The organism is Vibrio limimangrovi (genome assembly GCF_054064025.1).
In genome coordinates, this window is sequence record NZ_JBSUGF010000006.1 from 231,429 (window position 1) to 257,024 (window position 25,596).

The following is a 25,596-nucleotide window of genomic DNA, read 5'->3' on the forward strand; positions in this document are numbered from 1 at the left end:
CTTAGGCTTGGTTTTGCTTTTGGTAGAACTCAAACAAGCTAGAGAAATCTTTTTGCCCGTTGCCCTGACCGTTATGAAAATTAAATAAATTGCGTGCCACGCTACCCATTGGCGTTGAAGTTTGACTGGCAACTGCCGCTTCCATAGCAAGGCCGAGGTCTTTCGCCATAAGCAGACTCATAAAACCACCTTGATAGCCATTACTCGCCGGCGCATTCTCCATCACGCCAGGACACGGGTTGTAAAGCTCTAACGCCCAGTTTCGACCTGAGCTTTGCAGCATAATGTCAGACAGCACTTTAGGATCGAGACCGTTCTCGATACCGAGGTTAAGTGCCTCACAAGTACCGCTCATAAGAATACCCAGCATCATGTTATTGCAGATTTTCGCCACCTGACCAGCACCAGCGTCACCCGCATGGAAGATGTTTTTTCCCATATGGCAAAGCAACGCTTTAGCCTGAACAAAGTTCTCTTGTGAGCCACCAACAATAAATGTCAGTGTCCCTGCGGCTGCGGCTGCCACACCTCCCGAAACCGGTGCATCGACAAAGCTGATGCCTAACTGTTGTGCCTTTTCGCCAACCATACGTGCGGTCGCCGGATCAATGGTGGATGAATCAATCAGCAATGTTCCAGACTCAACGCTTTCTAAAATGCCATCCTGACCAAGATAGACACTTTTTACATGCTGACTAGCAGGTAACATAGTGACGACAATGCCCGCACCTTGAACGACTTGCTGAACAGAATCTGCACTCGAAGCGCCAAGTGCGGTAAGTTCCGCCACAGCGTTCGGATTCAAATCAAAAACTTCAACCTTCAAACCGGCTTTAACCAGGTTCTTAGCCATAGGTGCGCCCATATTGCCAAGACCAATAAATGCTATTTTATCCATGTTCTGTCTCTTCCTTGTCGCTAATCCGTTTAACTATTCCGTTCAACTAAAGTTCAGCTGTCGCCAATTGCGTGTCTTTGAGTGGGTAATCCACTGAATCAATGGGTGCAAAAAAGCGTTGCAACTCTTGTGGTGTCACATCGACAACACTCTTGTGCATCCACGTTGGCTGATTGGTTTTATCGATGATGAGTGCACGAACCCCTTCTCTAAAGTCACCTTCTAAGCCACAACGCAATGTGAGATTAAACTCCATATCAAAACAAGCATCTAAAGACAGCCCCTGATACTGAGTCAATTGTTGGTAAGTAAGATTGAGTGAAAGAGGACTGCCATAACTGAGTGCTTTCTGCGCGTTCACGAACCATTTATCATCCACATCAGCGTTGGCTATCGCGTCAGCTATCGTTGGTAAATCGCCACGACAAAGCTGCTCTATCAAGTTAGCATGAGGTAACATCAATCCCTCGCCCGGTTCGTCGACTTCTAAAGTACGAAGTAGTGTCGCAATCTTCTCGTTAATGTCTGCCTCACTTTTCCAATTGATATCAGACAGTTGAGAGAAGAAATCCCCTTTGCTTTCAGGCTGGGTAATCCATTGGCTCAACCCTAATGCTTTCATATCGGTCGCATTAATCTGACAGGCAGTTAAACCAAGAAACAGCGCGTAGTGTTTTGGTAACTGATTCAAAAAGTAGGTCGCGCCCACATCCGGATAAAGACCAATTTTGATTTCTGGCATCGCAAAGCGAGTGTTGGTCTCCGCCACGCGATGACTTGCGCCCATAAACAGACCGACCCCACCACCCATCAGGTAGCCATGTCCCCAAGCGATAATCGGCTTTGAATAGGTATGAATCAGGTGATCGCAGCGATATTCAAGATCGAAGAACGTCTTCATCGCGGAAAGTGCAGAGTTAAAATCTTGCTCTTTGTTTTCTAACGCGCGGTAAATGGCTTGAATATCACCACCTGCACAGAATGCTTTTTCACCCTTCGCATGCAAACACACCGCAACGATGTTGTCATCGATTTGCCACTCAAGCAGCTGATTGTATAGCTGCTCAATCATTACATAACTCAGTGCGTTGAGCGCCGCTGGATTATCTAACTCCAGTACACCAATGACAGAACCATCGGCACACTCTAGCTTTGACACGTTTACTTTGCTGGTCATCTCTACGTTGCTCGCCATGGTGACTCCTTAGCTATTGGTCCAGTTTGGCTTACGCTTTTGCAAGAAAGCGTTCACACCCTCTGTCTGATCTTGCGTATTGAAAAGCTGTAAGAACAATTCACGTTCCAAAACCAGCCCTGCCGCATGTGTCTGGCTACGTCGATTTTGAATGAGTGTTTTGCAAGCAGATACAGACTTAGGCGATTGACCCGCGACACGCTGTGCCAGTTCCATTGCGGTTTCCAACGCTTGTCCTTTTTCAACGACTTCTTCAACCAAACCAATTTTCTCTGCTCGCTCGGCTGTCACACGTTCACCACATAGGATCATGCGCTTCGCCCAACCTTCACCGACTAACGCAGTGAGATTTTGCGTTCCTCCGGCACAAGGCAATAAGCCAACCGACGCTTCTGGTAACGCCATTTGTACTTGCTCTTCAGCGATACGAATGTCGCAAGCCATCGCAACTTCCAAACCACCGCCCATTGCATAGCCATTGATCGCCGCGATAGACACCCCATCAAACGCTGACAAGGCTTCAAACGCTTCACCAAATGCAAACGCCATATCCGCCGCTTGCGATTTGTCACCCGAGGCGAAATTATTAAGGTCCGCACCAGCAGAAAAGAACTTCTCCCCTTCACCCGTTAGTACCAAAGCGTAGATAGAGCGATCGTTGCTGAGCTCAATTGCCAACTCTTTAAGTTGATTCAAAGACTCAAGCGTCCACGTATTCGCAGGTGGATTGCTGATGGTTAGCTTGGCAATGTGATTTTCACGCTCTAATTTGATTTGTGCTGTCATAATCTTTCAATCCATTTTGTTCTTTAAGGTAAGGCTCTACTGCGCAGGCTAAACCAGCTCAACGCCTTCCGTGAGTAGACGTCTTGAGATGATAAGACGCATGATTTCGTTGGTACCTTCAAGAATTTGGTGAACACGAACGTCTCTGAAGTGACGCTCAACTGGATATTCTTTGATGTAGCCATAACCGCCGTGAATTTGCAGTGCCTCGTCACAAACCTTGAAGCCCACATCCGTTGCAAAGCGTTTCGCCATTGCGCAGTACGCACTTTTTTCTGCGTGTTGAGCATCGAGTTTTGCAGCCGCAAGTCTCACCATTTGACGGGCAGCGACCAGCTCTGTTGCCATGTCCGCCAGCTTGAATTGCAGCGCCTGGAATTGAGCTAGTGAACGTCCAAACTGTTTACGCTCTGTCATGTACTGTTTTGCTTCGTTCAGCGCTTGTTGTGCCGTACCAACAGAACAGGTAGCGATATTGATTCGGCCACCATCAAGACCGAGCATAGCGAATTTAAAGCCTTCACCCTCTTCACCCAACAAGTAGTCAGCCGGAATTCGGACGTTTTCGAAGGTGATCATGCGCGTTGGTTGGCAGTTCCAGCCCATTTTGGCTTCTTTCTTACCGTAACTGATGCCTTCGCTGTCAGCAGGTACAACAAAAGCAGATACACCGCCAGCACCTTCTCCACAAGAGCGAGCCATAACAACGAGTACGTCCGTATCACCCGCGCCAGAGATAAACACTTTTGCGCCATTCAAAACAAACTCATCGCCATCACGCACTGCACTCGTCGTCAGAGATGCCGCGTCAGAACCTGCATTTGGCTCAGTGAGGCAGTAAGAAGCGAGCTTTTCACCCGTGATCAATTCACCACTAAATTGTTGAGCAACTTCCGGTTTGGCAAAGCTGGTGATCATCCAGGTTGCCATATTATGGATAGTCATAAACGCTGTAGTTGCCGTACAACCCATCGCCAATTGTTCAAAAATAATCGCAGCATCCAAACGGGAAAGCCCCAGGCCACCGTGCTCAGGTGGCGTATAGATACTCAAAAAACCCAGTTCACCCGCCTGACGAAGTACATCTTTAGGGAAGTGTTGTTTTTCATCCCACTCTGCGGCGTGCGGTGCAAGCATCTGTTCTGCGAACTGTTTAGCTGCGTCTGCGAATGCGATTTGATCTTCGTTTAATTCAAAATCCATCTTGAAGTCCTAAGGTCTAATTCATTGCATTTGAATCTAGGCCAAGCAGGAATAAGCTTGGCCATATACTGTTAACGTGGGTAATTAGCTAAGCTGAATGGTCATGTTCGGACCGCTTGGAATGTCATCTTCAAACCAGCGTGCGGTGACCGTTTTCGTTTCAGTGTAGAAGCGAACCGCTTGTTTACCGTAGGCATGCAAATCGCCATAGAAACTGCCTTTCCAACCCGTAAATGAGAAGAATGGCAACGGAACTGGGATTGGCACGTTAATACCCACATTACCCACTTCAATATTGTGCTGATACTTTCTCGCGGCAGCGCCATTCGCTGTGAAAATAGACGTACCGTTACCAAAACGGTTCGCGTTGATAAGCTCAATCGCCTCGTCCAGATTATCCACTTCCATGGTCAGCAACACTGGGCCAAAAATCTCTTCCTGATAAATCGACATGTCTGTCGTCACGTTGGTAAACAGTGTTGGACCCACCCAGTTGCCGTCAGGAAAACCAGCCACTTGGCAGTCGGTACCGTCCAGAACACAGTTCGCGCCAGATTCTTTGCCTTCATTAATTAAGTTCACCACACGTTGTTTCGCTTGCGGGCTAATAAGCGGTCCATAACCCGCTGATTCATCATCCCACGCACCTGGCTGAACTTGAGCTAACGCCTCTTTAAGCTCTGGAATCCATTCTTTGGTTTCACCAACAAACACCGCCACCGAAATCGCCATACAGCGCTGACCTGCGGCACCAACTGACGCACCAACAAGGTTATTAATCACTTGCTGTTTATTTGCATCAGGCATAATAACCATGTGATTCTTCGCACCAGCAAATGACTGAACGCGTTTTAGGTTGTCAGTGCCCGTTTTGTAGATGTACTCTCCAACCGGCACAGAGCCAACAAAAGAGATAGCGCGGACGACTGGATCGGTAAGAATGCGGTCAACCTGCTCTTTACTGCCGTGGACAATTTGCAATACACCTTTTGGTGCACCGGCCTGTTCAAACAGTTCAGCCAGTTTCATCGCGGTTAGCGGCACTTGCTCCGACGGTTTCAAAATAAAGGTGTTGCCGCACGCAATCGCCATAGGGAACATCCACAATGGGATCATCGCAGGGAAGTTAAACGGAGTGATACCTGCACAAACACCAAGTGGTTGAATGTAAGAGTAACCATCAATATTCGTTGCGACATTCTCAACCGTTTCGCCCATCATTGAGCTACAAATGTTTGCAGCTTGTTCAACGACTTCAATCCCGCGCCAAACATCACCTTTAGCATCCGCTAGGGTTTTACCTGTCTCGCTTGAAAGCAATATTGCCAACTCGTCGTGCTGCTCTTTTAGTAGATGTTGGTAACGCAGCATCAATCTTGCACGCTCCGGTGCAGCCACTTCTTTCCAACGCTTAAACGTCTCTGTTGCGCTGGCGATCGCCGCATTCATTTCTGATTCCGTGGCACAAGGTACTTGTGCAATCACTTCATTGGTTGCCGGGTTGGTTACATCTAGCCATTGTTTTGAGTCGGAGATGGCGAATTCACCACCGATATACTGCTTTACTTGTTCTGTCATGATGACATCCTTGTATTTTTCAGCTTGTTACTGACTACTGTTATGTAAGTGAAACTTTGTTGAGAATGAATTAGCAGATTTCAATCGCGATCGCGGTTGCCTCACCGCCACCAATACAAAGCGATGCAACGCCACGTTTTCCGCCAGTTTGCTTAAGCGCGTGAATCAACGTCACGAGGATGCGGTTACCACTGGCACCAATAGGATGACCTAACGCACAAGCACCACCGCGCGGGTTAACTTTGTTCTCATCGAGTTCGAGTACTTTCACTGCGTATTGAGTGACAACAGCAAAGGCCTCGTTAATTTCCCAAAGGTCAACGTCCGATTTGTCCCAGCCCGTTTTTTCCAGCAGTTTTTCAATCGCGAAGACAGGTGCGATGGTGAACTCTTCTGGCAGCCTTGCATGTGTGTTGTAACCCACGATTTTGGCCAGAGGTTGAAGGTTTTCCTGACGACCAAACTCGCTATCGACCAATACCATTGCCGACGCGCCATCTGAAATGGAGCTTGAGTTTGCCGCTGTTACGCCACCATCTTTAGCAAACGCAGGGCGCAAAGTTGGAATTTTGGCAACATCGAGTTTGCTCGGTTGCTCATCGTCGGCAACCAAGATGTCGCCGCGTCGACTTTTCACGTTAACAGGCACGATCTCTTCTTTGAACAAACCTTGCTCAATTGCTTGCTGCGCACGAGTCACCGATTGCTGCGCCCAAGAATCCATGCTTTCACGATTAAACTGATACTTTTGCGCTGTTTGTTCAGCAAAGACCCCCATCAGCTCGCCTTGATAAGCATCCTGTAAACCATCATAAAACATGTGGTCGAGCACTTGTTCGTGACCTAAACGGAAACCCTCGCGCGCTTTCTTTAATAGATAAGGAGACGAAGACATGTTTTCCATACCACCCGCAATAACCGCGTGCGCGTTGCCAGATTGAATAAGATCATGAGCAAGCATCACGGTTTTCATGCCCGACCCACACACTTTGTTCAGCGTGGTACAACCGATGGATTGTGGCATGTCAGCTTTTAAACTCGCCTGTCTTGCAGGTGCTTGTCCCACACCTGCTGGCAGAACACAGCCCATCAGTACTTCATCTATTTTGTCTGCATCAAGCTGACTTTCTGCTAAAGCGCCCTGAATGGCTGTCGCCCCGAGTTCAGTGACATCGGTTGAAGCTAATGCTCCTTGAAAAGCACCGATAGGCGTTCGTTTAGCGGCAACAATCCATGTTTCGTTTTTCATTCTGTTAACCTTTTGTTGACGTTTACGTCATAACTATACTAACATTTACGTTAACGTCAAGTTTGAGGTTATTGTTTGTTCGAGTGAATCGTCAGTTTCGGGTAAACGTCAGTAATATCAAGGCTCAAGAGTGTTCACTAGTTGTTTACTTTAACGTTAACGAATTGTATATTCGGATAAATGTTATACGAAAGTCGTAAGGTTAAAGAATGAATACATTTAAGATCAGTGAGCTCGCTAAGGAGTTCGATATTACAACCCGAAGTATTCGCTTTTACGAAGATTTAGGTCTGCTAACTCCAGAACGTAAAGGCAACACTCGAATCTACAATGGTCGCGATCGAATTCGACTAAAACTGATTTTGCGAGGTAAGCGATTAGGCTTTTCTCTTGCAGATATCAAAGAGTTGTTTGAACTCTACGATACCGATCAAAGTACTGAGCAGTTGAACTATATGATTCGGTTGATCGAAGAGAAGAAGGCAGCATTGCAACAGCAGGCGAATGACATTCAAGCGGTAATGATGGAATTAAATGCTGCGCAGTTGCGATGCCAAAACACACTGAGATCCATGAAAGGCGAAAAAGTCACCTGACACCTCAGCACTGGGATGTAGGTGACGTAAAGGCAAGGACACGCAATGAAATCTACCTACTCTTCCCTAAACTTTGTTTATGACGAAAATACCGATTTGCTTCGCGAGCAAATCAATAGTTTTGCTGCAAGAGAAATTGCGCCTCTCGCGCAATCTATCGACCAATCTAACGACTTTCCAAACCATCTTTGGTCCAAATTAGGTGAAATGGGTCTTTTAGGTGTGACCACCAGCGAAGAGTTTGGTGGCGCAAACATGGGCTACCTCGCCCATGTGATAGCGATGGAAGAAATCAGCCGGGCATCAGCTTCGGTTGCTTTAAGCTACGGTGCGCACTCCAACCTTTGTGTTAACCAAATCCACCGCAACGGGACACAAGCTCAAAAAGAGAAATATCTGCCTAAACTTATCTCCGGTGAACATATTGGTGCGCTAGCAATGAGCGAGCCTGGCGCAGGTTCCGATGTGGTATCCATGCAGCTCAAAGCCGAACGTAAAGGCGATATCTTCCTGCTAAATGGCAACAAAATGTGGATCACTAACGGTCCAGATGCACATACCTATGTTGTCTACGCCAAAACCGATCCAAGCCAGCACTCCAAAGGCATCACGGCCTTTATTGTAGAACGTGGATACCCTGGATTCACTCAAGCGCAAAAGCTCGACAAACTAGGCATGCGCGGTTCGAACACTTGTGAATTGGTATTCCAAAACTGCGAAGTCCCTGCTGAAAACATTCTTGGTGAAGAAAACCAAGGCGTGAAAGTGTTGATGAGCGGTTTGGACTACGAACGCGTTGTGCTCGCCGGCGGCCCGCTTGGCATTATGCAGGCATGTATGGATATCGTCGTGCCATATATTCACGACCGTAAACAGTTCGGCAAATCCATTGGCGAATTCCAGCTTGTGCAAGCGAAAATCGCAGATATGTACACACAAATGAATGCTGCTAAAGCCTACGTTTACGCTGTGGCAGCCGCTTGTGATCGCGGTGAAACCACACGTAAAGACTCCGCTGGTGCGATTCTCTACAGCGCGGAACTGGCAACCAAAATGGCTTTGGATGCGATCCAGTTACTCGGTGGAAACGGCTATATCAATGAGTTTGATACGGGTCGTCTGCTTCGTGATGCCAAACTGTACGAAATCGGCGCGGGCACTTCGGAAATCCGACGCATGCTTATTGGTCGCGAATTGTTTAACGAAAGCGCCTAGTTATCATTCAACCCCAGGCGGACTGACTCAACACATTTCATTATTCAACCTAAATTGGTGACAGGCAATCTGTGCCTGTCACTCCGAATGGAGATCGGCTATTTATGGCTTGTTTGACGACCAATATTAATACCCACTCAGAGCAGTATCAGGAAAACTACCGCTCTATGGCGTCACTTGTGGATCAACTTTATACCGTGACCGCGCAAATAGAGGACGGTGGCGGCGAAAAAGCGCGAGAACATCAGCAGAAGAAAGGCAAGCTCCCTGCTCGAGAGCGCATTCTGGCCCTACTCGATCCAGGTTCGTCCTTTTTAGAAATCGGTCAATTTGCTGGCTGGGATGTGTACCCTGATTACGTTCCATGCGCAGGAGTAGTTGCAGGTGTGGGTGTGATAGACGGCACAGAGTGCATGATCGTCGCCAACGACGTGACGGTAAAAGGCGGCAGTTACTATCCACTTACCGTTAAAAAGCACTTAAGAGCTCAGGAAATTGCAGAAAAATGCCAACTACCGTGTGTTTACTTAGTCGATTCTGGCGGCGCTAACCTGCCTCGCCAAGATGAAGTATTTCCAGACAAAGATCACTTCGGTCGTATTTTCTACAACCAAGCCCGTATGTCGGCCAAAGGCATCCCACAAATTGCTGTCGTGATGGGGCTGTGTACTGCTGGCGGCGCGTACGTTCCTGCCATGTGTGATGTTTCCATCATCGTAAAAGAGCAAGGTACGATCTTCTTAGCGGGTCCACCTCTTGTAAAAGCAGCAACAGGCGAAGAAGTGAGTGCTGAAGATCTAGGCGGCGCCGATGTTCACTGCCGTACATCTGGCGTAGCCGACTATTATGCAGAAAACGATCACCACGCGTTAGAGCTAGCAAGACAGGCCGTTTCACAAATCAACCACTTAAAGCCGATTCAACTTAAGCAAAAAGCGCCACAAGAACCACGTTTCTCTGCGCAAGAGCTTTACGGCATCGTCGGTACCGATCTTAAAAAGCCGTTTGATGTAAAAGAAGTAATTGCTCGAATCGTCGATGACTCCCAGTTCGATGAATTTAAAGCCTTATTCGGTGAAACCTTAGTCTGCGGCTTTGCTCATATCCATGGTATGCCGATTGGGATCGTTGCTAACAACGGCATTCTATTTTCTGAGTCGGCACAAAAAGGCGCCCATTTTATTGAGCTGTGTGCACAGCGAAAAATTCCACTTCTCTTTTTGCAGAACATAACAGGCTTTATGGTCGGTCAAAAATACGAGGCAGAAGGCATCGCTAAGCATGGCGCAAAAATGGTGACCGCTGTGGCATGTGCAGACGTGCCTAAATTTACCGTTGTTATTGGTGGCTCGTATGGCGCAGGTAACTACGGTATGTGTGGCCGAGCTTATGACCCAACCATGATGTGGATGTGGCCAAATGCGCGTATTTCCGTCATGGGTGGCGAGCAAGCTGCGGGCGTAATGGCGCAAGTGACCCGTGATATTAAAACGCGCAAAGGTGAAAGCTGGAGCGCAGAGGAAGAGGAAGCGTTCAAGCGCCCAATTGCGGAGCAATATCAGACGCAAAGCCACGCTTATTACGCCAGTGCTCGTCTGTGGGACGACGGCATTATTGATCCCGCGAAAACCCGAGATGTTGTCGGCATTGCGCTGTCTGCTGCGCTTAATGCACCGATACCAGACAGCAAATTTGGCATCTTCCGTATGTAGTCGGATACAAAGCAAACCTTAACTCCTCGCTATCCATCAATGATGAATAAAGTGCTGACTAGCGAGTATTGGAATATCAGACTTAAATGTCAGACAAAGGAAGTCACATGACCGGACTACTGCTTGAAAAAGACAGCAATGGCGTTGCCTGGTTGAGCCTGAATCGGCCAGAAAAACACAACGCGTTTAATGACGAATTGATTGCCTCACTGATTGAGACACTAGAGCAACTCGAAAAGGAAGATTCTCTCCATGCACTGGTGTTAACTGCACAGGGAAAACACTTTTCTGCGGGGGCTGATCTTGGCTGGATGCAGTCAATGGCAACCAAAACTAAAAGTGAAAACCTGCAAGATGCACAGCAACTAGCAAAACTTTTGCATACGCTGGATACCTTCAGTAAACCAACGATTGCCATGGTGCATGGCGCAGCATTTGGTGGTGCGCTTGGGCTGATTTGCTGCTGCGATATTGCCATTGGCACACCTGAGAGCCGCTTCTGTTTGAGTGAGGTGAAACTCGGCTTATTGCCCGCGACTATCGGCCCATACGTAATCCGGGCGATTGGACAACGACAAAGCCGACGCTATTTTTTAACCGCGGAACTGATTGATGCCGAGACTGCGCTTTCGATGAACATTCTTCATCAAATCGATCCACAGCCAAAAGAGGCGGTCAATCGTATAGTTGATCACCTGATTAATAATGGTCCGCAAGCCATGCAGGCGGCAAAAGCACTTTGTTTACGTTGTGATAACCAACCTATCGACCACTCATTAATTGAATACACCAGCCAAGCGATAGCTGCTGCTCGGGTATCCGCAGAAGGACAAGAAGGCCTGACTGCTTTTTTCGAAAAGCGTGCCGCTCATTGGAGGAATCATGTTTAAAAGAATACTGATTGCAAATCGCGGTGAAATCGCATGCCGAATCATTAAAACCGCAAAAAGCATGGCCATCGAAACCGTTGCCGTCTATTCCGAGGCCGATCGCAACAGCCTGCACGTCAAACAAGCAGACTTTGCCGAATTTATTGGCCCCGCTCCGGCGAGTGAGTCGTATCTGGATATTGATGCCATCATCCGTGCTGCAAAGAAATGGCAAGCCGATGCTATTCACCCTGGCTACGGCTTTCTGTCGGAGAACCCGAAACTGGCGAAAGCGTGCAGTGAAAATGGCATTGTATTTATTGGCCCTTCCACCAGCGCAATCGAGGCAATGGGTTCTAAATCTCAAGCCAAAGCAATCATGTCAGAGGCGAACGTACCATTGGTTCCCGGCTATCACGGCACAGACAACAGCGTAGAGCATTTATTAGCAGAAGCGGAAAAAATCGGTTACCCGGTGATGCTAAAAGCAACCCAAGGTGGTGGCGGTAAAGGCATGCGAGTGGTCAGCAGTGCGGATGAAATGCCGTTAGCCATTGACGGAGCGCAGCGCGAAGCACTTTCAAGCTTTGGCGACAAACAGCTTCTGATCGAAAAATGCATATTGCAGCCGCGCCACGTGGAAGTGCAGGTATTCGCCGATCAACATGGCAACTGCGTTTATCTTTCTGATCGCGATTGTTCCATTCAGCGTCGTCACCAAAAAGTCGTCGAAGAAGCGCCTGCTCCCGCTCTGAGTGATGAACTACGTAAACAAATGGGTGAAGCCGCTGTTCTGGCCGCTCAGGCGATCGACTACGTTGGCGCTGGTACGGTTGAATTCTTACTTGATAGCCGTGGTCAATTCTACTTCATGGAGATGAATACCCGTCTGCAAGTTGAACACCCAGTCACTGAATTGATAACAGGTGTTGATCTCGTTGAATGGCAGTTCAACGTTGCGGCTGGCGAGCGTTTGCCTATCTCACAAAACGAAATCACGCATAACGGTCATTCAATCGAGCTACGAATTTACGCCGAAGACGCCGAGAATGACTTTATGCCGTCGACTGGCCGCATTGACTACTTGAAAGAACCCGTCTCAGACAGCAATGTTCGCTTGGCGGGCGTGCGTGTCGATAGTGGTGTCACACAAGGCGATGCCATTAGCGAGTATTACGATCCGATGATCAGTAAACTGATCGTCTGGGGTCAAACGCGCGACATTGCACTCAAACAGCTTAAACAGGCTTTAACTGAGTATCACGTGCGTGGCGTCACCACCAATATTGGTTATCTGCACAGCATTATTTCGCAGCCAGCCTTTGCTGATGTTGAGCTTGATACTGGATTCTTGGTCCAACATCAGCAAGGCATTAACGAGCAACAAAACGTGTCTGATTCGATCTGGCTCACATTGGCCGCCATTGCGCGCTGGAACGATATCACCTCGACGTCTGGAGATTCATCATTACCGTCCCCTACTAAGCAAGGTTTTAGGCTGTCGGTTGAGAACGTGTATCGATTTAATTTCACGGATGCAACGGCTAACCATCAAGTACGCTTACACCTTTCTGCTAAGGAGTCCGGTTTCCAGCATCCTGACCAATTTACGATTCAATGTGGTGATCAAGTACATCAGGTATGCCTGCTTGAAAAAGATGGACAATTCATCGTTGATATTGATGAGGTGCGTTACATCTTTAATGCACTCAACGACGAACAAAAAACGACGCTGTTTTATCTTGGTCAGCAACGTACATTTGCGCACCAACCAAGCTTTGAATCACCAAAAGGCAAAGAGGATGAGCTTAGCCCAACAGCGCCACTTAACGGCATAATCTCGGCTGTCATGGTGAATAAAGGCGACGAAGTGGCCGCTGGCGATCCATTGTTAGTTCTCGAAGCGATGAAGATGGAGTACACCATCACCGCTCCGGTAGCCGCCACCGTTGATGAAGTTTTTTATCAGCATGGAGACCAAGTACAGCATGGTTCGATACTGCTGCATTTAGCTTTGGCATCAGAGAATGTCTGTGTCGATAAGGAGCGCGAGTATGCTACCAGCGAAGGTTAATATCGTCGAAGTTGGCGCTCGCGACGGCCTGCAAAATGAAACGGCAGTGACGTTGGTGGATAAAGTCCGCTTAATCGATCAATTGAGCCTCAGCGGGTTAAAACACATTGAAGCGGGTTCTTTCGTCTCGCCGAAATGGGTGCCACAAATGGCCGATTCTGATCAGGTATTTGCGGGAATAACTCAACAACCAGGCGTGGTTTACAGCGCGCTCACACCAAACTTAGCAGGTTTAGAACGAGCACTAGAAAGTGGCGTAAAACAAATTGCGGTATTTGGCTCCGCTTCTGAAGCGTTCAGCCAGAAGAACATCAACTGCAGTATTGCGGAAAGCCTCGCGCGGTTTGAACCTGTGGTAGCGTTAGCACAGCAGCATAACATTCCTGTGCGTGGGTATTTATCCTGCACCATGGTTTGCCCCTACGAGGGAGAGATCAAACCAGAGCAAACCACCGCGGTAGCGAATACGCTATTTGATATGGGATGTTATGAAATTTCTCTGGGCGATACTGTCGGTAAAGCAACCCCAAATCGCGTTATTGCCATGCTTGATTCGCTGTTAATGCAACTACCAAAGGATGCGCTCGCAGTACATTTTCACGATACTTACGGGCAGGCATTGGCCAACATTTACCAAGCTTTATTAATGGGAATTAACACCGTTGATAGCGCCGTTGCAGGTTTGGGAGGCTGCCCTTACGCAAAAGGAGCGAGTGGCAATGTCGCAACAGAAGACGTGCTTTATCTGTGTGAGCAACTTGGTATTGAAACGGGCGTTGATCTCAACGCTGTCAATGAAGCAGGTTGGCAAATCTGCCGCGCATTAGGTAAACCGCCAGCGTCAAAAGTGGCACTCGCACTTGGCGATCCTAGAAGCCTGTAAAAAATATTTAGCCATTACTACTTCAGTGCTCATTGAAAATAAATCTGTCAGTTGCAAACTTAACTTATTACTTGGACTGACAGATTATCTTTCCAGCTAAGTCAATTGTTCGAAGTTGTTAAAGTCCTCTACCCAACGAATAAATTGAGTCAAAGACGTCTCGTGCCGCCTTTTAATATTCAATTCATCACAAATAGTTTGTCAAAAGGAAATGACAGCTCCTTAACTTTTAAGTTTACTGACTCACCGGGTTCCAAGCGATCTATGTACCAAGAGTCTTCACTCAACCAACCTTCTATTAGCTTTCTTTCTACCACTCACTATTCATAGACATGTCAGTCTACGCTTCGGATTGTAATTTCCTCGAGCCGTTCAAGTAAGCTCTTTCCATAAGGAGCCAGCATTACTTGAGGGTTTGAGTTCATATATGAACTCAAAGCACGAACAACATCTTCTTTAGTTTGAGATAATTGTTCAACTTCTCCCCCATTGAAATCCGTAAAGACTATTCCCTGTAATTCATTTAACCACTTTAAAAACGAATCGGGCTCTGATGAAAGTACTGCCAATGAAATATGGGTATGATGAGTCAAAGCAACTAACAACAAAGAGGATACCTCTCCAGAAACAGCACCGTCTCTATGAATCCATATTTCACCTAGAGTATTTATCGTAGGTACGACTAATATTGAATCATCATGCCTCAATTTTTGTTGGATTATAGAATAATTACTTTTCATCCACTGAAGATTGATCTCTGTACGAGGAGTAGATGCAATCACAGTCGCAGAAAACACTAGAAAAACTAAAATGCCAATTCTTTTTAACATGAATCATTTCTCCAGTTGATTTGTTACCCTAATCTCAACACTTTTAAACTTTCCAATCTCTGCAAAAATTTCTTTTAAAGCCACCTTACTATTGCTTACATAATAGTGTGAATCATTTAATGCACCCCAATTTTTACCAGGCATGAGGCAACCTTCTGTATTTTCATGGTAATTACCTGCGTGAATCAATATATAAGTTCGTCCTGGAACATTTTTTAATTCATACACATTTTTATATTTTGTTCCACTAAACGGTTCCATTTTGTATGTACCAGATGAAATTCTTTTGTCAGATCCCTCAACTATTGAGTCAGGACCTCCCGGCTCTAAAACAAACCAACTTTTGTCTATACCATCAATAGTTAGTTTTCCTAACGTCGTTTCTCCATATTGCTTTATCCGTCTAAGGTTTAATATTGCTTTGATCTTCTGGCTAGTCATTAATGAGCCTCCATAGTAAATTGAGAGCATATTAACAAGAATAGAACTATTAGAAGCTTCAAATAGGTCCTTTTGGGGCAAGGTTCAAACCAAGATTGTACTTAACAATTCTAATTATTACCTTCGACGAATTGACTCATAAAAGCAAATACATATCCTCACTAATCTCCTCATAATTTCTCTGAAAAACAATGAGTAGGCGCACATCGCCCCGTCTGATGTTCAAGATCAGCTACGCGACATCACTTTACGGTAGAGCCGTTCAGGTGTATTCAGACAACGACTGTATGAGAATAAATATCAGAAGCTTCACAACGCGTTATATCTTTTGCTTGGAGCGGAGTTAGAACAAAGCCAAGGAAAATCTCCCCTGGCTTTAATTTAGAAATGAATCAGTATTGGAAATTAACCCCATACGCCTTGCGTGGGCTCAACCACACTCTCGCGATAATTGAGTGCTGGAGTTCTGTCTTCAGATAATAACAGTGGCCCATCGATATCCACCCAACGAGCTTGTTGAGAGAGCAGCAATGCCGGAGCCATTGCGAGAGAGGTTCCAATCATGCAACCTACCATCACTTCAAAGCCCATCTCCTGCGCCTCTTTAAGCAGAGCCAATGCTTCGGTCATACCTCCGGTTTTGTCCAGCTTGATATTCACTGCCTGATAACGCCCTTTCAAAGCGGCTAGCGAGGTGCGATCAATACAAGATTCGTCGGCAGTGATTGGCAAAGCTGGCGTAATGGTTTCCAATAAGTGCTCTTCTTCGAACGACAATGGCTGTTCGACCATTTCTACACCGAGTTCAGCTAACACTGGCAAGTAATCACACAGCTGAGCAAAGCTCCAACCTGTATTGGCATCAATCACTAAACGGGTATTTGGTGCGGCTTCACGCACAGCGCGAACACGTTCCAAGTCGCCATCACGACCCAACTTGAGCTTCAGGATTGGGCGATATTTTTGCGCGGCCGCTGCCTTACCCATGTTCTCTGCACTGTCGAGCGATAACGTGAATACCGTCGTCACTGGCTGAGGTGCTTCACTAAAACCCGCCATTTGCCATGCTGGTTGCTGTTTTAGCTTGGCTTCCAATTCAAATAAAGCACAGTCAACGGCATTGCGTGGCGCAGCAGATGGCAACAATTCACGCAGCTCGTCACGGCTAATACCCGACTCCACCGCTTTAACAGCCGACTGAACTTCCGCCAGCACATCAAAAGGATAATCTGGTTCGAAGATGTCCATTCGTTCGCATTCCCCGCGACCAACGCAACCATCTTGCTCAATCTCAACCACAACTACTTCGCCGTGCAACATTGGTGCCATGCGAGAAATGACGAACGGCTCATGCAAAGGCCATTTCTCGACGCGCACACTCATCTTACGCATAACACACCTCGGTAATGCCATCGACAATTTTCGCCACACCAGTACGTACTGGATCAACAACCGGTACTCCAAATTTCTTCTCGACACGCGCAATTTCAGCCAACGCTTCTTCTTCACTCAGGTTGACGGTATTCAACGCAATACCGCCCAGACGAATATTCGGGTTCGTCACACGGCCCATAGTAAGGTTAATATCGATCACCGTTTGCAGATCTGGCACGCTAAAACCTTCCATTTCATCCATTTGAGTACGTCCAGCCTCATGACAAACGATGATCACATCCGCTTGAGCACCGTGCAATAGACCCAGACTCACACCCGCATAGGCTGGATGCAGCAATGACCCCTGACCTTCGATGATATCCCAGTGCTCCGGAGCATTGTCCGGAGATAATGTCTCAACCATCCCAGAGATAAAATCTGATACCACAGCATCCACTGGAACGCCGCTACCTTCAATGAGAATCCCAGTTTGGCCAGTTGCGCGGAACGTTGCCGGAATGCCACGTTTCTCCATCTCACGGTGGATCGCCAACGTGGTAAACATTTTGCCAACGCAACAATCTGTGCCGACGCTGAGCAGACGTTTGCCACTACGAGGCAGACCTGTACCACAGACCATCGGCCCCTGTGGCACTCGTACATCCAACAGTTTTTGACCAGTACGTTCAGCAGCAGCAACAAGCTCAGGGATGTCATTCAGGCGCATGTGCAAACCACTTGCTATGTCCATTCCCGATTCCATAGCGTCGATTAAAATTTCGATCCAATCCATCGGCAGCGTGCCACCTACCGGAGCAAGACCAAGAATAAACGTTTTTGCCCCGCATGCAGCCGCTTCACGTGGTGACATTTCAGCCAATCCAAGGTCGGCTTTCGCGCCTGGCAATCGATATTGCGCCAGACATTTCTCTGGTCGCCAGTGAGCCACACCTTTGGCTACTTTCGCCATCAGAAGATCATTTGCATCGCCCAGAAAAACCAAATATGGTGTTTTCAATTCAATCTTGTTCATAAGGTTGATCCTTTTTTAAAGTCAAACGAGCCCACAAGAGTCATTGCTCCTGTTGCCATCAGGTTGTGGTTGGGTTGAAAAATCAGGTCGTCGCGACAGTGGCGGGTTTCGCACCCGGTGTTCGCTGGATCTGATGACGATAGAGGTAACGTTCGGCCTGTCGCCAAGCCATCACAAATAGCGTTGCGATAACCAGATACATCGCTGCCGCCAGAAAATACGTCGAGATATCAAAAGTCTGAGAAAATGCGCGTCGGGTTTGCCCCATCAAATCCATCACGGTAATCACACTTGCCACCGCGCCACCTTTGAGCATTAAAATGCACTCATTACCCAATGCTGGGAAGGCAATACGATACGCAAGTGGCAATACAATGTGTCGGTACAACAGGCTATTGTTCATCCCCATCGATTTGGCCGCTTCTATCTCGCCCGCATCTACGGATTGAATCGCACCGCGTAAAATCTCGGTCTGATACGCCAGAGAGTTCAGGGTAAACACCAATAGCGCGCAGTTAACTGGGTCGCGGAAGAATTGCCACATCCCCATTTCCATTAGCCAAGGACGAAACTGACCAGAGCCGTAATACAACAAAAATAACTGGGCGATCAATGGCGTTCCACGAAAGAAGGAGATAAAGAGCTGTGCTGGCCAACGGTAGATACGTGCCGACTGAATACGCAACAACGACATAGGTAACGCCAACAGCGCTGCCAAGGATACCGATATAAAGGTAATCTTAAGCGTCATCCATGCACCGTTGAGCAACATCGGAGCCACCTTAGCGATAAAATCTGTCATAGCTTACTCCTTAGCGACTCACGCGAATGCCGCGCTTCGAATGTTGTTCCATGACGGCTAATAACCTTTCACAGCATACGCATACTGCCCAGTAGGCAAGACAAACCGTCAGATAGAACAAAAATGGCTTTTTGGTCGCGCCCACAGCAATGTTTGCTGCACGCATCAAATCATCGAGTGCAATTACTGAAACCAAAGCAGTATCTTTAAGCAAATTAATCCAAAGATTCCCTAATCCCGGCAGAGCCAAACGCAATAACTGCGGGCGCTCGATAAGCCAGAAGATCTGTAGTCTGGACATCGCGAGTGCATAACCTGCTTCACGCTGACCTTTGTTCATCGCTTTCCAGGCACCGCGCAAGACTTCCGCCGCGTAGCCACTAAACACTAAACCTAGCGCGATCACACCAGCACCAAATGGGTTCAATTCGAAGAAGCCATTGCTCGGGTCGAGCCATTTCAGCGTTTTGTTAATCAGAAGCCCAACGCCATGGTAGATGATAAAAAGAGTCAGCAGTTCCGGAAGACCGCGCAGTACGGTGGTATAAACATTGGCAAACCAACGATGGCTTTTACGCGGACTTATCGACAGTGCCGCCACGCCAGTTCCCAAAAATAAGCCAACCGGTAACGCACATATCGCTAGACCAAGGGTCACGACTAAACCTTTAAGCAGCTCGTCCCCCCAGCCCGTATCACCTAGACTCAAATACATCAGATAATCCATCGCGTTGCTCTCTTTATGATTTACTACTCAGTGGCGACATAGGCCGCCACATTTGATCTGACTTATTTCAGAGTCAGCAAGTTAATCGAGAAGAACTCGTCGTTGATTTTCTGATAAGTACCATTTTTAATGATGCTTGCCAGCGCCTGATCTAAACGCAGACGAAGATCCTGATCCTCTTTACGGAATGCGATACCGACACCATCACCAACGTACTTGCGATCGGTGATCAGATCGCCGACTTTCTGGCAACACGCACCGTCTTCGGAGTTAAGCCAGTCCGTCATTGGCATGATGTCGCCCGCTTGAGCGTCAATACGGCCGCTGACCAAGTCTAGGTTCACCGCATCCTGCGTTGGGTATAAGCGCACTTCGGAGTCCGGGTATTTAGCTAACAGGTATTCAGCCTGTGTCGTTGAGCCTTGCGCACCAATGATCATGCCTTTCATCGCCTCAGGTGACACGTCTTTGATACCAGACTGTTTATCGACAACAAACGTCATCGCAGACGCCTGATACGGCGCACTGAATGCCACTTGTTCTTTACGCTCATCGGTAATGAACATTGAAGCCAGAATCATGTCGTATTTACCTGCCAAAAGAGCCGGGATAATACCGTCCCAATCCTGAGCAACAAACTCACATTCGACTTTCATCTCCGTGCACAGTGCTTTGCCGATTTCGATATCAAACCCAGCTAACTGACCATCAGCGGTGTAGTAGTTAAAAGGAGGATACGCACCCTCCGTACCAATTTTGATTGTTTCTGCGTTAACGCCCGCTGACGCAGCGACGGCCACTGAGGTAGCAAGCAAAGCACCTAAAAATTTCCCTTTTGACATCATGGATTCCCTTCTACTTTTGTTATCGTTTCATTCCAGATTCTCGCTCGCTAAGAAGACAGTTCCCTTCCACTTCAGCAAACGGTCACAAAGACAATATTGAGTATGTGAAAAAAGTGGTTAAAAGCCATAATGATGAATTAGTATGATATACATAGCCTATCGCTATGGGTATTTTTCAAAAATTACAATTCAAGGAAAGAGGCACATGCTCAACCCGAAAGACCGCCTGCTGCGTAATCTCGACTGGAACTTACTGTATACATTTTTAACCATCGTTAATGAAGGCGGTATCAGTGCTGCTGCGCGTAAATTGTCTCTCAGCCAGCCCAGCGTCAGTAATGCATTGAAGCGACTCGAAGAACACGTAGATAAGAGGCTCATCCTGCGTAAAAAAGGGGTGTTTTCTCTTACTCTGCACGGAATGCGAGTCTATGAATATGCCTCTTCAGTGAGTCGCATTATCGGCAATATGGCGGATCAATTTGTTGATCAAGCGGATAATATTCAAGGCGAGCTGACGATTGAGATAGCCAGTCATCTGCAGTGCCCGGCGTTCGATGCCACACTGACGAACTATCACGCGCTGTACCCTAACGTTATTTTTAACGTTAATACCCATCCAAGCGCTGACATCGTCAGTCACGTTGCGGACGGTTTATTACGTATAGGACTGAGTAACAAGAAAATTGCCAAAACTGGAATTCGCTGTGACTTTCTCGGCTACGAGCAAATGGGATTTTACTGTGGGCGGGCACACCCTTGCTTTGGACGTGAAGACCTGACTCTCGAAGAAATCAAAGGCCTGTCATACATTTCATTTGAAAGTGATCAGCCCGGAGAAGGATTAGATGCGATTGCTCACTTTCGTGAACAACAGCAGTTTTGGGGTAAATTAGTTGCCGTTTCGTCCAATGTTGAGGAAGTTCGCCGTATGATCATGACAGGCATCGGCTTTGGTGCACTGACTGTCGAAAGTGCCAAACCGTACGTTGCACAAGGTCTGCTCTGGCCCCTCCCGCCTTACGAATCATTACCCGTGACTGAGATGTATCTTGTAACGCCAGAAACGGTCTCGTTGAGCGATATTGAAGTACAGTTTGTTAAACTGCTCAAGCAAAAAACTCAAGAGTTGGTGCGCGATACCCTTAATGCGATTCAGACCGCTCATCACCAGCCTCAGGGAGATTAAGTCACACTTTCACATTGGAAAAAGACTGAAAACTTAGCGCAGCCCAGCTAACGCAAGTGTCATCTCTTTTGCGGATATTTCACGGCAACCTTGCGTATTTTGTCCACACCACAAAGGCGAGAAGTCATCCATACCTTGGCTCTCAGCTTGCTTACTCTACTGGATTCCTAAATACCGTGCTCTAAAGATTACCAACAACATTTTGGATAATTTCCCTACCTGAATCAGTCAGGGACCAAGTAAACGCACAGATATTCAAAGCCACCGTAATCCAAAGAATAAATTTGAAGGGCTGCTTTTTGGACTTATGTCGTAACTGAAATTGAGCCAACAGTGCTCCTGGCCAACCGCCTGCTAATGAAAGCAAATGCAGAGTATTTTCAGGTGTTCTCCAGTTTCCATTTTGAGCGGCCTGTTTATCCCACGCGAACATTAGATAGGTAAATACGCTAATAGCCAGGTAAAAAGGGATAAGTAATAACGAGCCATCAAAAACCACAACGGACGCGAACGCAGCTACCAAAAAAGTAAAACCAAATAATACAGCAACTGGAAAACCGTTCGCTCCTTGTATCACTACGTTTTCCGCGTTGAAACGACCTTTATTGTCTTTACTAACTTCAAATGTAACCGTGTCATTTAATTTAGGACGGCGTCTCGATTTCTTGACTGATGACACATGAACGAAAACCTTTCGTTCACCATTTGAAGCAGAGATAAAGCCGTAACCTTTCGAATCATGCCACTCTACAATTTGACCTTTCATCTTAATTCCTCATTCTAAGCGACGGTAAGAGGCTATTGGCTCACTTTCTAAGTACGTTTCAATGCGCATAATAATGCAACCTTTTGCTCATTCAGACAATCTATGAGTATCTCTGAGGCTCAAGATTTTAGAGGCTAGGAGTAATTACATGAAACAGAGCGTAATTTTAGGGTGGGCTAAGGTTCCCGAGAGACCTTAATTTCCCCATCAATATGCACATCACGTTGAGGAAATGCGATCTCAATGCCTTTTCGCTCAAAGGCTTCATAAATTTCAAAACGTATCTGACTGGATACCGCACGAATCCCTCCTTCAACCGTTGAATGGATCCAAAAATATGATTCGAAGATCAATGCGTTATCACCGAAATCTTGAAAGAACACATCTGGCGCGGGATTATCCAGTACTGGTTCTTGTCTTGAGGTAGCTTCTTTCATCAAAGAGGCGACCAGTTTGACGTCACTACCATACGCGACACCTACGACAACGGTCCCTCTCACCAATCTGTCGCATAACGTCCAGTTAATCACCGCATTTTCAATAAGTTGACTGTTCGGTATTAACATGTGCACACCATCAGTACGTCGGATTCGTGTTGAACGGGTGTTAATCTGTTCTACCGTCCCTTTCGCACCTTCTACTTCTAAAAAGTCACCGATTCTAATTGGCTTCTCACCAATCAAGATCCAACCACTAATAAAGTTGTTAATGATGTTCTGCGCCCCGAAACCGAACCCAATAGCGATAGCGCCAGATAAGAAAGCAAACGCGGTAATAGGCACATTAATCATCGAAAGCGTAGTTAAAAAGACAATCCCAAGAGCCATAACGAAGAGTATTCGTTTAACCAGATGAATCACATTGGGGTCTTTTCCGGCAGACGACATTCTGGATGTTACCGTTGTGATTAATATTTTTGCCACCCACAGACTTACCACTATCCAAGTAGGTACCATCAATATCGCCCACAAAGTGATGGGTTGCTCGTTAAAGGTAAATAACGTTGTTTCCAAAATTGAAATTACTTTTTCGAACATAGGAACTCACTTTTATTTCATTGATTTTGGTGAATACATAGTGCGTTAACTAAATTGTAATCCACATAATGATGAGTGAATGTTTTAATCGCCTCCTCTTAAATTGCATTAGTTCTATTGAGTTGAGCGAAGATATGTAAACCACTCCTCGAACCAACACACAAGTTGATGGTGTTCCGGTTGTTGGACCCCCATTATGGGGATTAGCAGAACGTGATATTGCGAGCTTTGAGGACTTCAATTACAGCGAAGGCCTCAAACAGCATCGAGGAAAATGGGATGCTGAAAAGCTTGATACGTTTCTATCTTCACCCACAGATTTTGCCACAGGAACTAATATGGTGTTCCCAGGGGTAAAAGATCCGGGAGCTCGTGCCGCGATCATCGCTTGGCTTGCAACTAAAAACCCTACTCCTCCCAACTGGGATACCTCCTCCTCTGGAATGGAGGTCAAGTCCGCTGGTGATGGGATATTAACGCCAGGGGAAAACATGGAACTTGTGGCAGCAATATGCTCTGCGTGTCACTCGTTACATATGGTAGCTCAGCAGGGCTTAAGCCGATCGCGGTGGGATAAAATGCTCGACTGGATGATTGAGGAACAAGGGATGGAAGAGCTAGCTGGCGACGACCGGGAAGCTGTTCTTGATTATTTATCAATGTACTACGGAGAATAGCAATAATAATTAGCACAATATTAACGTGGTGCAATATATCCTCAATTATTTCAAATTTCTATTATCAATCGATTCTCTATTATACTTTTCAAATAGAGTTAAAACTCCATTTCTGGTTGCAATACCCATGTAAGAATGTAACTATCTAAATTCAATAGCTAATTATTTAATGACGTTTATAAACTTATAATTAAAATTGTAAATACTGGATAAAATTATATGAAGCAAGGTGCCTATTGGTGTAATTGAATTGATTCTAACAATTGCAGTCATAAATAAATTACTTTAAATTCATATACTAATAACATACCTACTAATTATCTTCGTTCATCTGTCATTATGCACTCCCTCACCAAACAACATTTCTTGCAGCAAACAATATGATATACCCAGTAAAAATATAAATTTCCCACCAATAAGAAAAATGTTTTTGTGCAATCTATTTATATTCAACTAGTATTTTATTCAATGGTTTTTATTAAGGATTAATTTAAAGACCATGCCAGCCATGAATTTAATTTAAACGTGGCTAATCATTTTATTGTCATACACCCATTTCGTTATTGATTGTATTAAGAATCTGGGGAACTTATTGTTTCAATAATCAGGAGTTAGACATGAATTTTAAAAAATTATTGTTATTAACAGCTATCACAGGTGTCATTGGTTCTACTTCGGTAATTGCGGCACCATCAGCCAAATTCGCAGCTGCGTGGGACGTAAAATCACCTAAGTACGTATCCGTTGCGGTAATTGAAAATGCTACGACAGATACACCAGTAGTACTGGATAGAAGTAAAGGCTACCTACTTACTACTATGAAAGTTCCGCAAGACAAAGAACTGCTGGTCGGTGTTTCTGCCGAAATTGGCATCGTGACTGACACTTCGGTTAAAGGGAAAGACGGAGGTTCAGCAAGAGCCATTGCTGGTGGCGTTGCTAAAGTTTTAGTGACGGCGACACCTGTAGGTGGTGGAGAATCAGTGATTGCCGCTCCGGGAACAATAACTCTTTCTAAAAGAATTCAAGAGCTGAGTGCCACACTCGGTGGGGACGACGTCTGTACAGACACGATCGGTGCTACCGACGAAAGTGGTAATGATATCCCAGATGGCACAATAGATGTGTTACTAGAATGTACAGTGACAGATGAAGAGGTCGGCTTGATGCAAAAGACGCTCGCGTCGCAGCATTTCAATTTTGTTTTACCTAACATGGACGCTGGTGAGTACGAGATTAGAGCCCACTTTGTAACCAAAGCAACAGCGGAAGTTGATATAGACGAAATTTCAGTACAGGACGGTGGAACCGTTTCAGGCAGTGCTTATGCAAAAGCCTTCGTAGGTAAAAATATGATAACGGTGCAGCAAGTGCGTGCGGCCCAATCCTTGTCTGACTTCGATATAGTTGAATAAAAACTTAACATGACAAAATAAGCCATCGTAATCCTCTTATTTTCCCAGTAGTAAAAATGTGAACGATGGCTTGTCTCTCTCCACATTACAGATTGATACTCCTCTAGACCAAATAGCCAGTACACCAGCCTCAAACTCGAACTTAAGTTTTTGATCCTTTTTTAATTTTATAAACTAACGATTTAGCCAGTATGCGTCAAAA

Annotated in this window: 23 protein-coding genes and 2 pseudogenes; 9 read left to right on the top strand and 16 right to left on the bottom strand. The window is 46.3% G+C overall.

Features of this window, described 5'->3' with window-relative positions; genetic code table 11:
- Position 1: 1 nt before the first annotated feature.
- From mmsB to ACWYU8_RS06985, 6 genes are all read right to left on the bottom strand, one after another.
- Positions 2-898 carry a 3-hydroxyisobutyrate dehydrogenase gene (gene mmsB / locus ACWYU8_RS06960; RefSeq protein WP_457518324.1) on the bottom strand — a complete coding sequence of 299 codons (897 nt, stop codon included), beginning with the start codon at positions 896-898 and terminating at the stop codon, positions 2-4.
- 46 nt (positions 899-944) lie between these two features.
- Complete coding sequence (locus ACWYU8_RS06965; RefSeq protein WP_041170471.1) at positions 945-2,075, bottom strand: enoyl-CoA hydratase/isomerase family protein; 1,131 nt, start codon at positions 2,073-2,075, stop codon at positions 945-947.
- A gap of 27 nt (positions 2,076-2,102) precedes the next feature.
- Positions 2,103-2,879, bottom strand: a complete 777-nt coding sequence (locus tag ACWYU8_RS06970; protein ID WP_020333788.1) for an enoyl-CoA hydratase — start codon at positions 2,877-2,879, stop codon at positions 2,103-2,105.
- 48 nt (positions 2,880-2,927) lie between these two features.
- Positions 2,928-4,082 carry an acyl-CoA dehydrogenase family protein gene (locus tag ACWYU8_RS06975; protein WP_014233975.1) on the bottom strand — a complete coding sequence of 385 codons (1,155 nt, stop codon included), beginning with the start codon at positions 4,080-4,082 and terminating at the stop codon, positions 2,928-2,930.
- An 84-nt stretch (positions 4,083-4,166) separates the two neighbouring features.
- Complete coding sequence (locus ACWYU8_RS06980) at positions 4,167-5,660, bottom strand: CoA-acylating methylmalonate-semialdehyde dehydrogenase (RefSeq protein WP_014233974.1); 1,494 nt, start codon at positions 5,658-5,660, stop codon at positions 4,167-4,169.
- Between the two features lie 70 nt (positions 5,661-5,730).
- Positions 5,731-6,909 carry a thiolase family protein gene (locus ACWYU8_RS06985; RefSeq protein WP_457518326.1) on the bottom strand — a complete coding sequence of 393 codons (1,179 nt, stop codon included), beginning with the start codon at positions 6,907-6,909 and terminating at the stop codon, positions 5,731-5,733.
- Positions 6,910-7,118: 209 nt separating this feature from the next.
- On the opposite strand from ACWYU8_RS06985, the gene ACWYU8_RS06990 reads away from it, so the two are divergent.
- From ACWYU8_RS06990 to ACWYU8_RS07015, 6 genes are all read left to right on the top strand, one after another.
- Positions 7,119-7,505 carry a MerR family transcriptional regulator gene (locus ACWYU8_RS06990; RefSeq protein WP_005373242.1) on the top strand — a complete coding sequence of 129 codons (387 nt, stop codon included), beginning with the start codon at positions 7,119-7,121 and terminating at the stop codon, positions 7,503-7,505.
- Positions 7,506-7,550: 45 nt separating this feature from the next.
- Positions 7,551-8,720 (top strand): isovaleryl-CoA dehydrogenase, encoded by a 1,170-nt coding sequence (locus ACWYU8_RS06995; protein ID WP_065298804.1) that lies wholly within the window; start codon positions 7,551-7,553, stop codon positions 8,718-8,720.
- A 104-nt stretch (positions 8,721-8,824) separates the two neighbouring features.
- Complete coding sequence (locus ACWYU8_RS07000; protein WP_065303459.1) at positions 8,825-10,432, top strand: carboxyl transferase domain-containing protein; 1,608 nt, start codon at positions 8,825-8,827, stop codon at positions 10,430-10,432.
- Positions 10,433-10,539: 107 nt separating this feature from the next.
- Complete coding sequence (locus ACWYU8_RS07005; protein WP_457518342.1) at positions 10,540-11,322, top strand: enoyl-CoA hydratase-related protein; 783 nt, start codon at positions 10,540-10,542, stop codon at positions 11,320-11,322.
- Positions 11,315-13,375 (top strand): acetyl/propionyl/methylcrotonyl-CoA carboxylase subunit alpha, encoded by a 2,061-nt coding sequence (locus ACWYU8_RS07010; RefSeq protein ID WP_457518344.1) that lies wholly within the window; start codon positions 11,315-11,317, stop codon positions 13,373-13,375. Before ACWYU8_RS07005 ends, ACWYU8_RS07010 begins: the two co-directional genes overlap by 8 nt.
- Positions 13,356-14,258, top strand: coding sequence for a hydroxymethylglutaryl-CoA lyase (locus tag ACWYU8_RS07015; RefSeq protein WP_457518345.1), 903 nt, complete (start codon positions 13,356-13,358; stop codon positions 14,256-14,258). Before ACWYU8_RS07010 ends, ACWYU8_RS07015 begins: the two co-directional genes overlap by 20 nt.
- Positions 14,259-14,593: 335 nt before the next feature.
- On the opposite strand, the gene ACWYU8_RS07020 is transcribed toward ACWYU8_RS07015, so the two are convergent.
- The 7 genes from ACWYU8_RS07020 to ACWYU8_RS07050 form a co-directional block, all read right to left on the bottom strand.
- On the bottom strand, positions 14,594-15,088 hold the full coding sequence (locus ACWYU8_RS07020) for a hypothetical protein (protein ID WP_457518347.1): 495 nt from the start codon (positions 15,086-15,088) through the stop codon (positions 14,594-14,596).
- A gap of 3 nt (positions 15,089-15,091) precedes the next feature.
- Complete coding sequence (locus ACWYU8_RS07025) at positions 15,092-15,529, bottom strand: DUF5675 family protein (RefSeq protein ID WP_457518349.1); 438 nt, start codon at positions 15,527-15,529, stop codon at positions 15,092-15,094.
- Between the two features lie 405 nt (positions 15,530-15,934).
- Positions 15,935-16,921, bottom strand: a complete 987-nt coding sequence (dgcA, locus tag ACWYU8_RS07030; RefSeq protein WP_457518351.1) for an N-acetyl-D-Glu racemase DgcA — start codon at positions 16,919-16,921, stop codon at positions 15,935-15,937.
- Entirely contained in the window at positions 16,914-17,936 is a 1,023-nt protein-coding gene (dgcN, locus tag ACWYU8_RS07035; protein WP_457518353.1) for an N-acetyltransferase DgcN, read from the bottom strand. Before dgcN ends, dgcA begins: the two co-directional genes overlap by 8 nt.
- 82 nt (positions 17,937-18,018) lie before the next feature.
- Positions 18,019-18,738, bottom strand: coding sequence for an ABC transporter permease (locus tag ACWYU8_RS07040; protein WP_457518355.1), 720 nt, complete (start codon positions 18,736-18,738; stop codon positions 18,019-18,021).
- A gap of 10 nt (positions 18,739-18,748) precedes the next feature.
- Entirely contained in the window at positions 18,749-19,453 is a 705-nt protein-coding gene (locus ACWYU8_RS07045) for an ABC transporter permease (protein ID WP_457518357.1), read from the bottom strand.
- Positions 19,454-19,527: 74 nt separating this feature from the next.
- Entirely contained in the window at positions 19,528-20,307 is a 780-nt protein-coding gene (locus ACWYU8_RS07050; protein WP_457518359.1) for a transporter substrate-binding domain-containing protein, read from the bottom strand.
- Positions 20,308-20,515: 208 nt separating this feature from the next.
- On the opposite strand from ACWYU8_RS07050, the gene ACWYU8_RS07055 reads away from it, so the two are divergent.
- Complete coding sequence (locus ACWYU8_RS07055; protein WP_457518361.1) at positions 20,516-21,499, top strand: LysR family transcriptional regulator; 984 nt, start codon at positions 20,516-20,518, stop codon at positions 21,497-21,499.
- 33 nt (positions 21,500-21,532) lie between these two features.
- Here the strand turns inward: ACWYU8_RS07055 and ACWYU8_RS07060 are convergent.
- The 3 genes and pseudogenes from ACWYU8_RS07060 to ACWYU8_RS07070 all read right to left on the bottom strand — a co-directional run.
- A pseudogene (locus tag ACWYU8_RS07060) lies at positions 21,533-21,646 on the bottom strand (2-nitropropane dioxygenase); the annotation flags it as partial.
- Positions 21,647-21,680: 34 nt separating this feature from the next.
- Entirely contained in the window at positions 21,681-22,265 is a 585-nt protein-coding gene (locus ACWYU8_RS07065) for a DUF1294 domain-containing protein (RefSeq protein WP_457518363.1), read from the bottom strand.
- Between the two features lie 176 nt (positions 22,266-22,441).
- Positions 22,442-23,302, bottom strand: coding sequence for a mechanosensitive ion channel family protein (locus ACWYU8_RS07070; protein WP_457518365.1), 861 nt, complete (start codon positions 23,300-23,302; stop codon positions 22,442-22,444).
- A gap of 167 nt (positions 23,303-23,469) precedes the next feature.
- Here ACWYU8_RS07070 and ACWYU8_RS07075 point away from each other — a divergent pair.
- Both ACWYU8_RS07075 and ACWYU8_RS07080 read left to right on the top strand, forming a co-directional pair.
- Positions 23,470-23,979, top strand: a pseudogene (locus tag ACWYU8_RS07075) (c-type cytochrome); the annotation flags it as partial.
- Positions 23,980-24,614: 635 nt separating this feature from the next.
- On the top strand, positions 24,615-25,394 hold the full coding sequence (locus tag ACWYU8_RS07080) for a hypothetical protein (RefSeq protein WP_457518367.1): 780 nt from the start codon (positions 24,615-24,617) through the stop codon (positions 25,392-25,394).
- Positions 25,395-25,596: the final 202 nt, after the last annotated feature.

Excerpts from the sequence above, each read along its gene's own strand:
- mmsB (WP_457518324.1), bottom strand. The coding sequence starts at position 898 with ATGGATAAAATAGCATTTATTGGTCTTGGCAATATGGGCGCACCTATG.
- ACWYU8_RS06965 (WP_041170471.1), bottom strand. The coding sequence starts at position 2,075 with ATGACCAGCAAAGTAAACGTGTCAAAGCTAGAGTGTGCCGATGGTTCT.
- ACWYU8_RS06970 (WP_020333788.1), bottom strand. The coding sequence starts at position 2,879 with ATGACAGCACAAATCAAATTAGAGCGTGAAAATCACATTGCCAAGCTA.
- ACWYU8_RS06975 (WP_014233975.1), bottom strand. The coding sequence starts at position 4,082 with ATGGATTTTGAATTAAACGAAGATCAAATCGCATTCGCAGACGCAGCT.
- ACWYU8_RS06980 (WP_014233974.1), bottom strand. The coding sequence starts at position 5,660 with ATGACAGAACAAGTAAAGCAGTATATCGGTGGTGAATTCGCCATCTCC.
- ACWYU8_RS06985 (WP_457518326.1), bottom strand. The coding sequence starts at position 6,909 with ATGAAAAACGAAACATGGATTGTTGCCGCTAAACGAACGCCTATCGGT.
- ACWYU8_RS06990 (WP_005373242.1), top strand. The coding sequence starts at position 7,119 with ATGAATACATTTAAGATCAGTGAGCTCGCTAAGGAGTTCGATATTACA.
- ACWYU8_RS06995 (WP_065298804.1), top strand. The coding sequence starts at position 7,551 with ATGAAATCTACCTACTCTTCCCTAAACTTTGTTTATGACGAAAATACC.
- ACWYU8_RS07000 (WP_065303459.1), top strand. The coding sequence starts at position 8,825 with ATGGCTTGTTTGACGACCAATATTAATACCCACTCAGAGCAGTATCAG.
- ACWYU8_RS07005 (WP_457518342.1), top strand. The coding sequence starts at position 10,540 with ATGACCGGACTACTGCTTGAAAAAGACAGCAATGGCGTTGCCTGGTTG.
- ACWYU8_RS07010 (WP_457518344.1), top strand. The coding sequence starts at position 11,315 with ATGTTTAAAAGAATACTGATTGCAAATCGCGGTGAAATCGCATGCCGA.
- ACWYU8_RS07015 (WP_457518345.1), top strand. The coding sequence starts at position 13,356 with ATGCTACCAGCGAAGGTTAATATCGTCGAAGTTGGCGCTCGCGACGGC.
- ACWYU8_RS07020 (WP_457518347.1), bottom strand. The coding sequence starts at position 15,088 with ATGTTAAAAAGAATTGGCATTTTAGTTTTTCTAGTGTTTTCTGCGACT.
- ACWYU8_RS07025 (WP_457518349.1), bottom strand. The coding sequence starts at position 15,529 with ATGACTAGCCAGAAGATCAAAGCAATATTAAACCTTAGACGGATAAAG.
- dgcA (WP_457518351.1), bottom strand. The coding sequence starts at position 16,921 with ATGCGTAAGATGAGTGTGCGCGTCGAGAAATGGCCTTTGCATGAGCCG.
- dgcN (WP_457518353.1), bottom strand. The coding sequence starts at position 17,936 with ATGAACAAGATTGAATTGAAAACACCATATTTGGTTTTTCTGGGCGAT.
- ACWYU8_RS07040 (WP_457518355.1), bottom strand. The coding sequence starts at position 18,738 with ATGACAGATTTTATCGCTAAGGTGGCTCCGATGTTGCTCAACGGTGCA.
- ACWYU8_RS07045 (WP_457518357.1), bottom strand. The coding sequence starts at position 19,453 with ATGTATTTGAGTCTAGGTGATACGGGCTGGGGGGACGAGCTGCTTAAA.
- ACWYU8_RS07050 (WP_457518359.1), bottom strand. The coding sequence starts at position 20,307 with ATGTCAAAAGGGAAATTTTTAGGTGCTTTGCTTGCTACCTCAGTGGCC.
- ACWYU8_RS07055 (WP_457518361.1), top strand. The coding sequence starts at position 20,516 with ATGCTCAACCCGAAAGACCGCCTGCTGCGTAATCTCGACTGGAACTTA.
- ACWYU8_RS07065 (WP_457518363.1), bottom strand. The coding sequence starts at position 22,265 with ATGAAAGGTCAAATTGTAGAGTGGCATGATTCGAAAGGTTACGGCTTT.
- ACWYU8_RS07070 (WP_457518365.1), bottom strand. The coding sequence starts at position 23,302 with ATGTTCGAAAAAGTAATTTCAATTTTGGAAACAACGTTATTTACCTTT.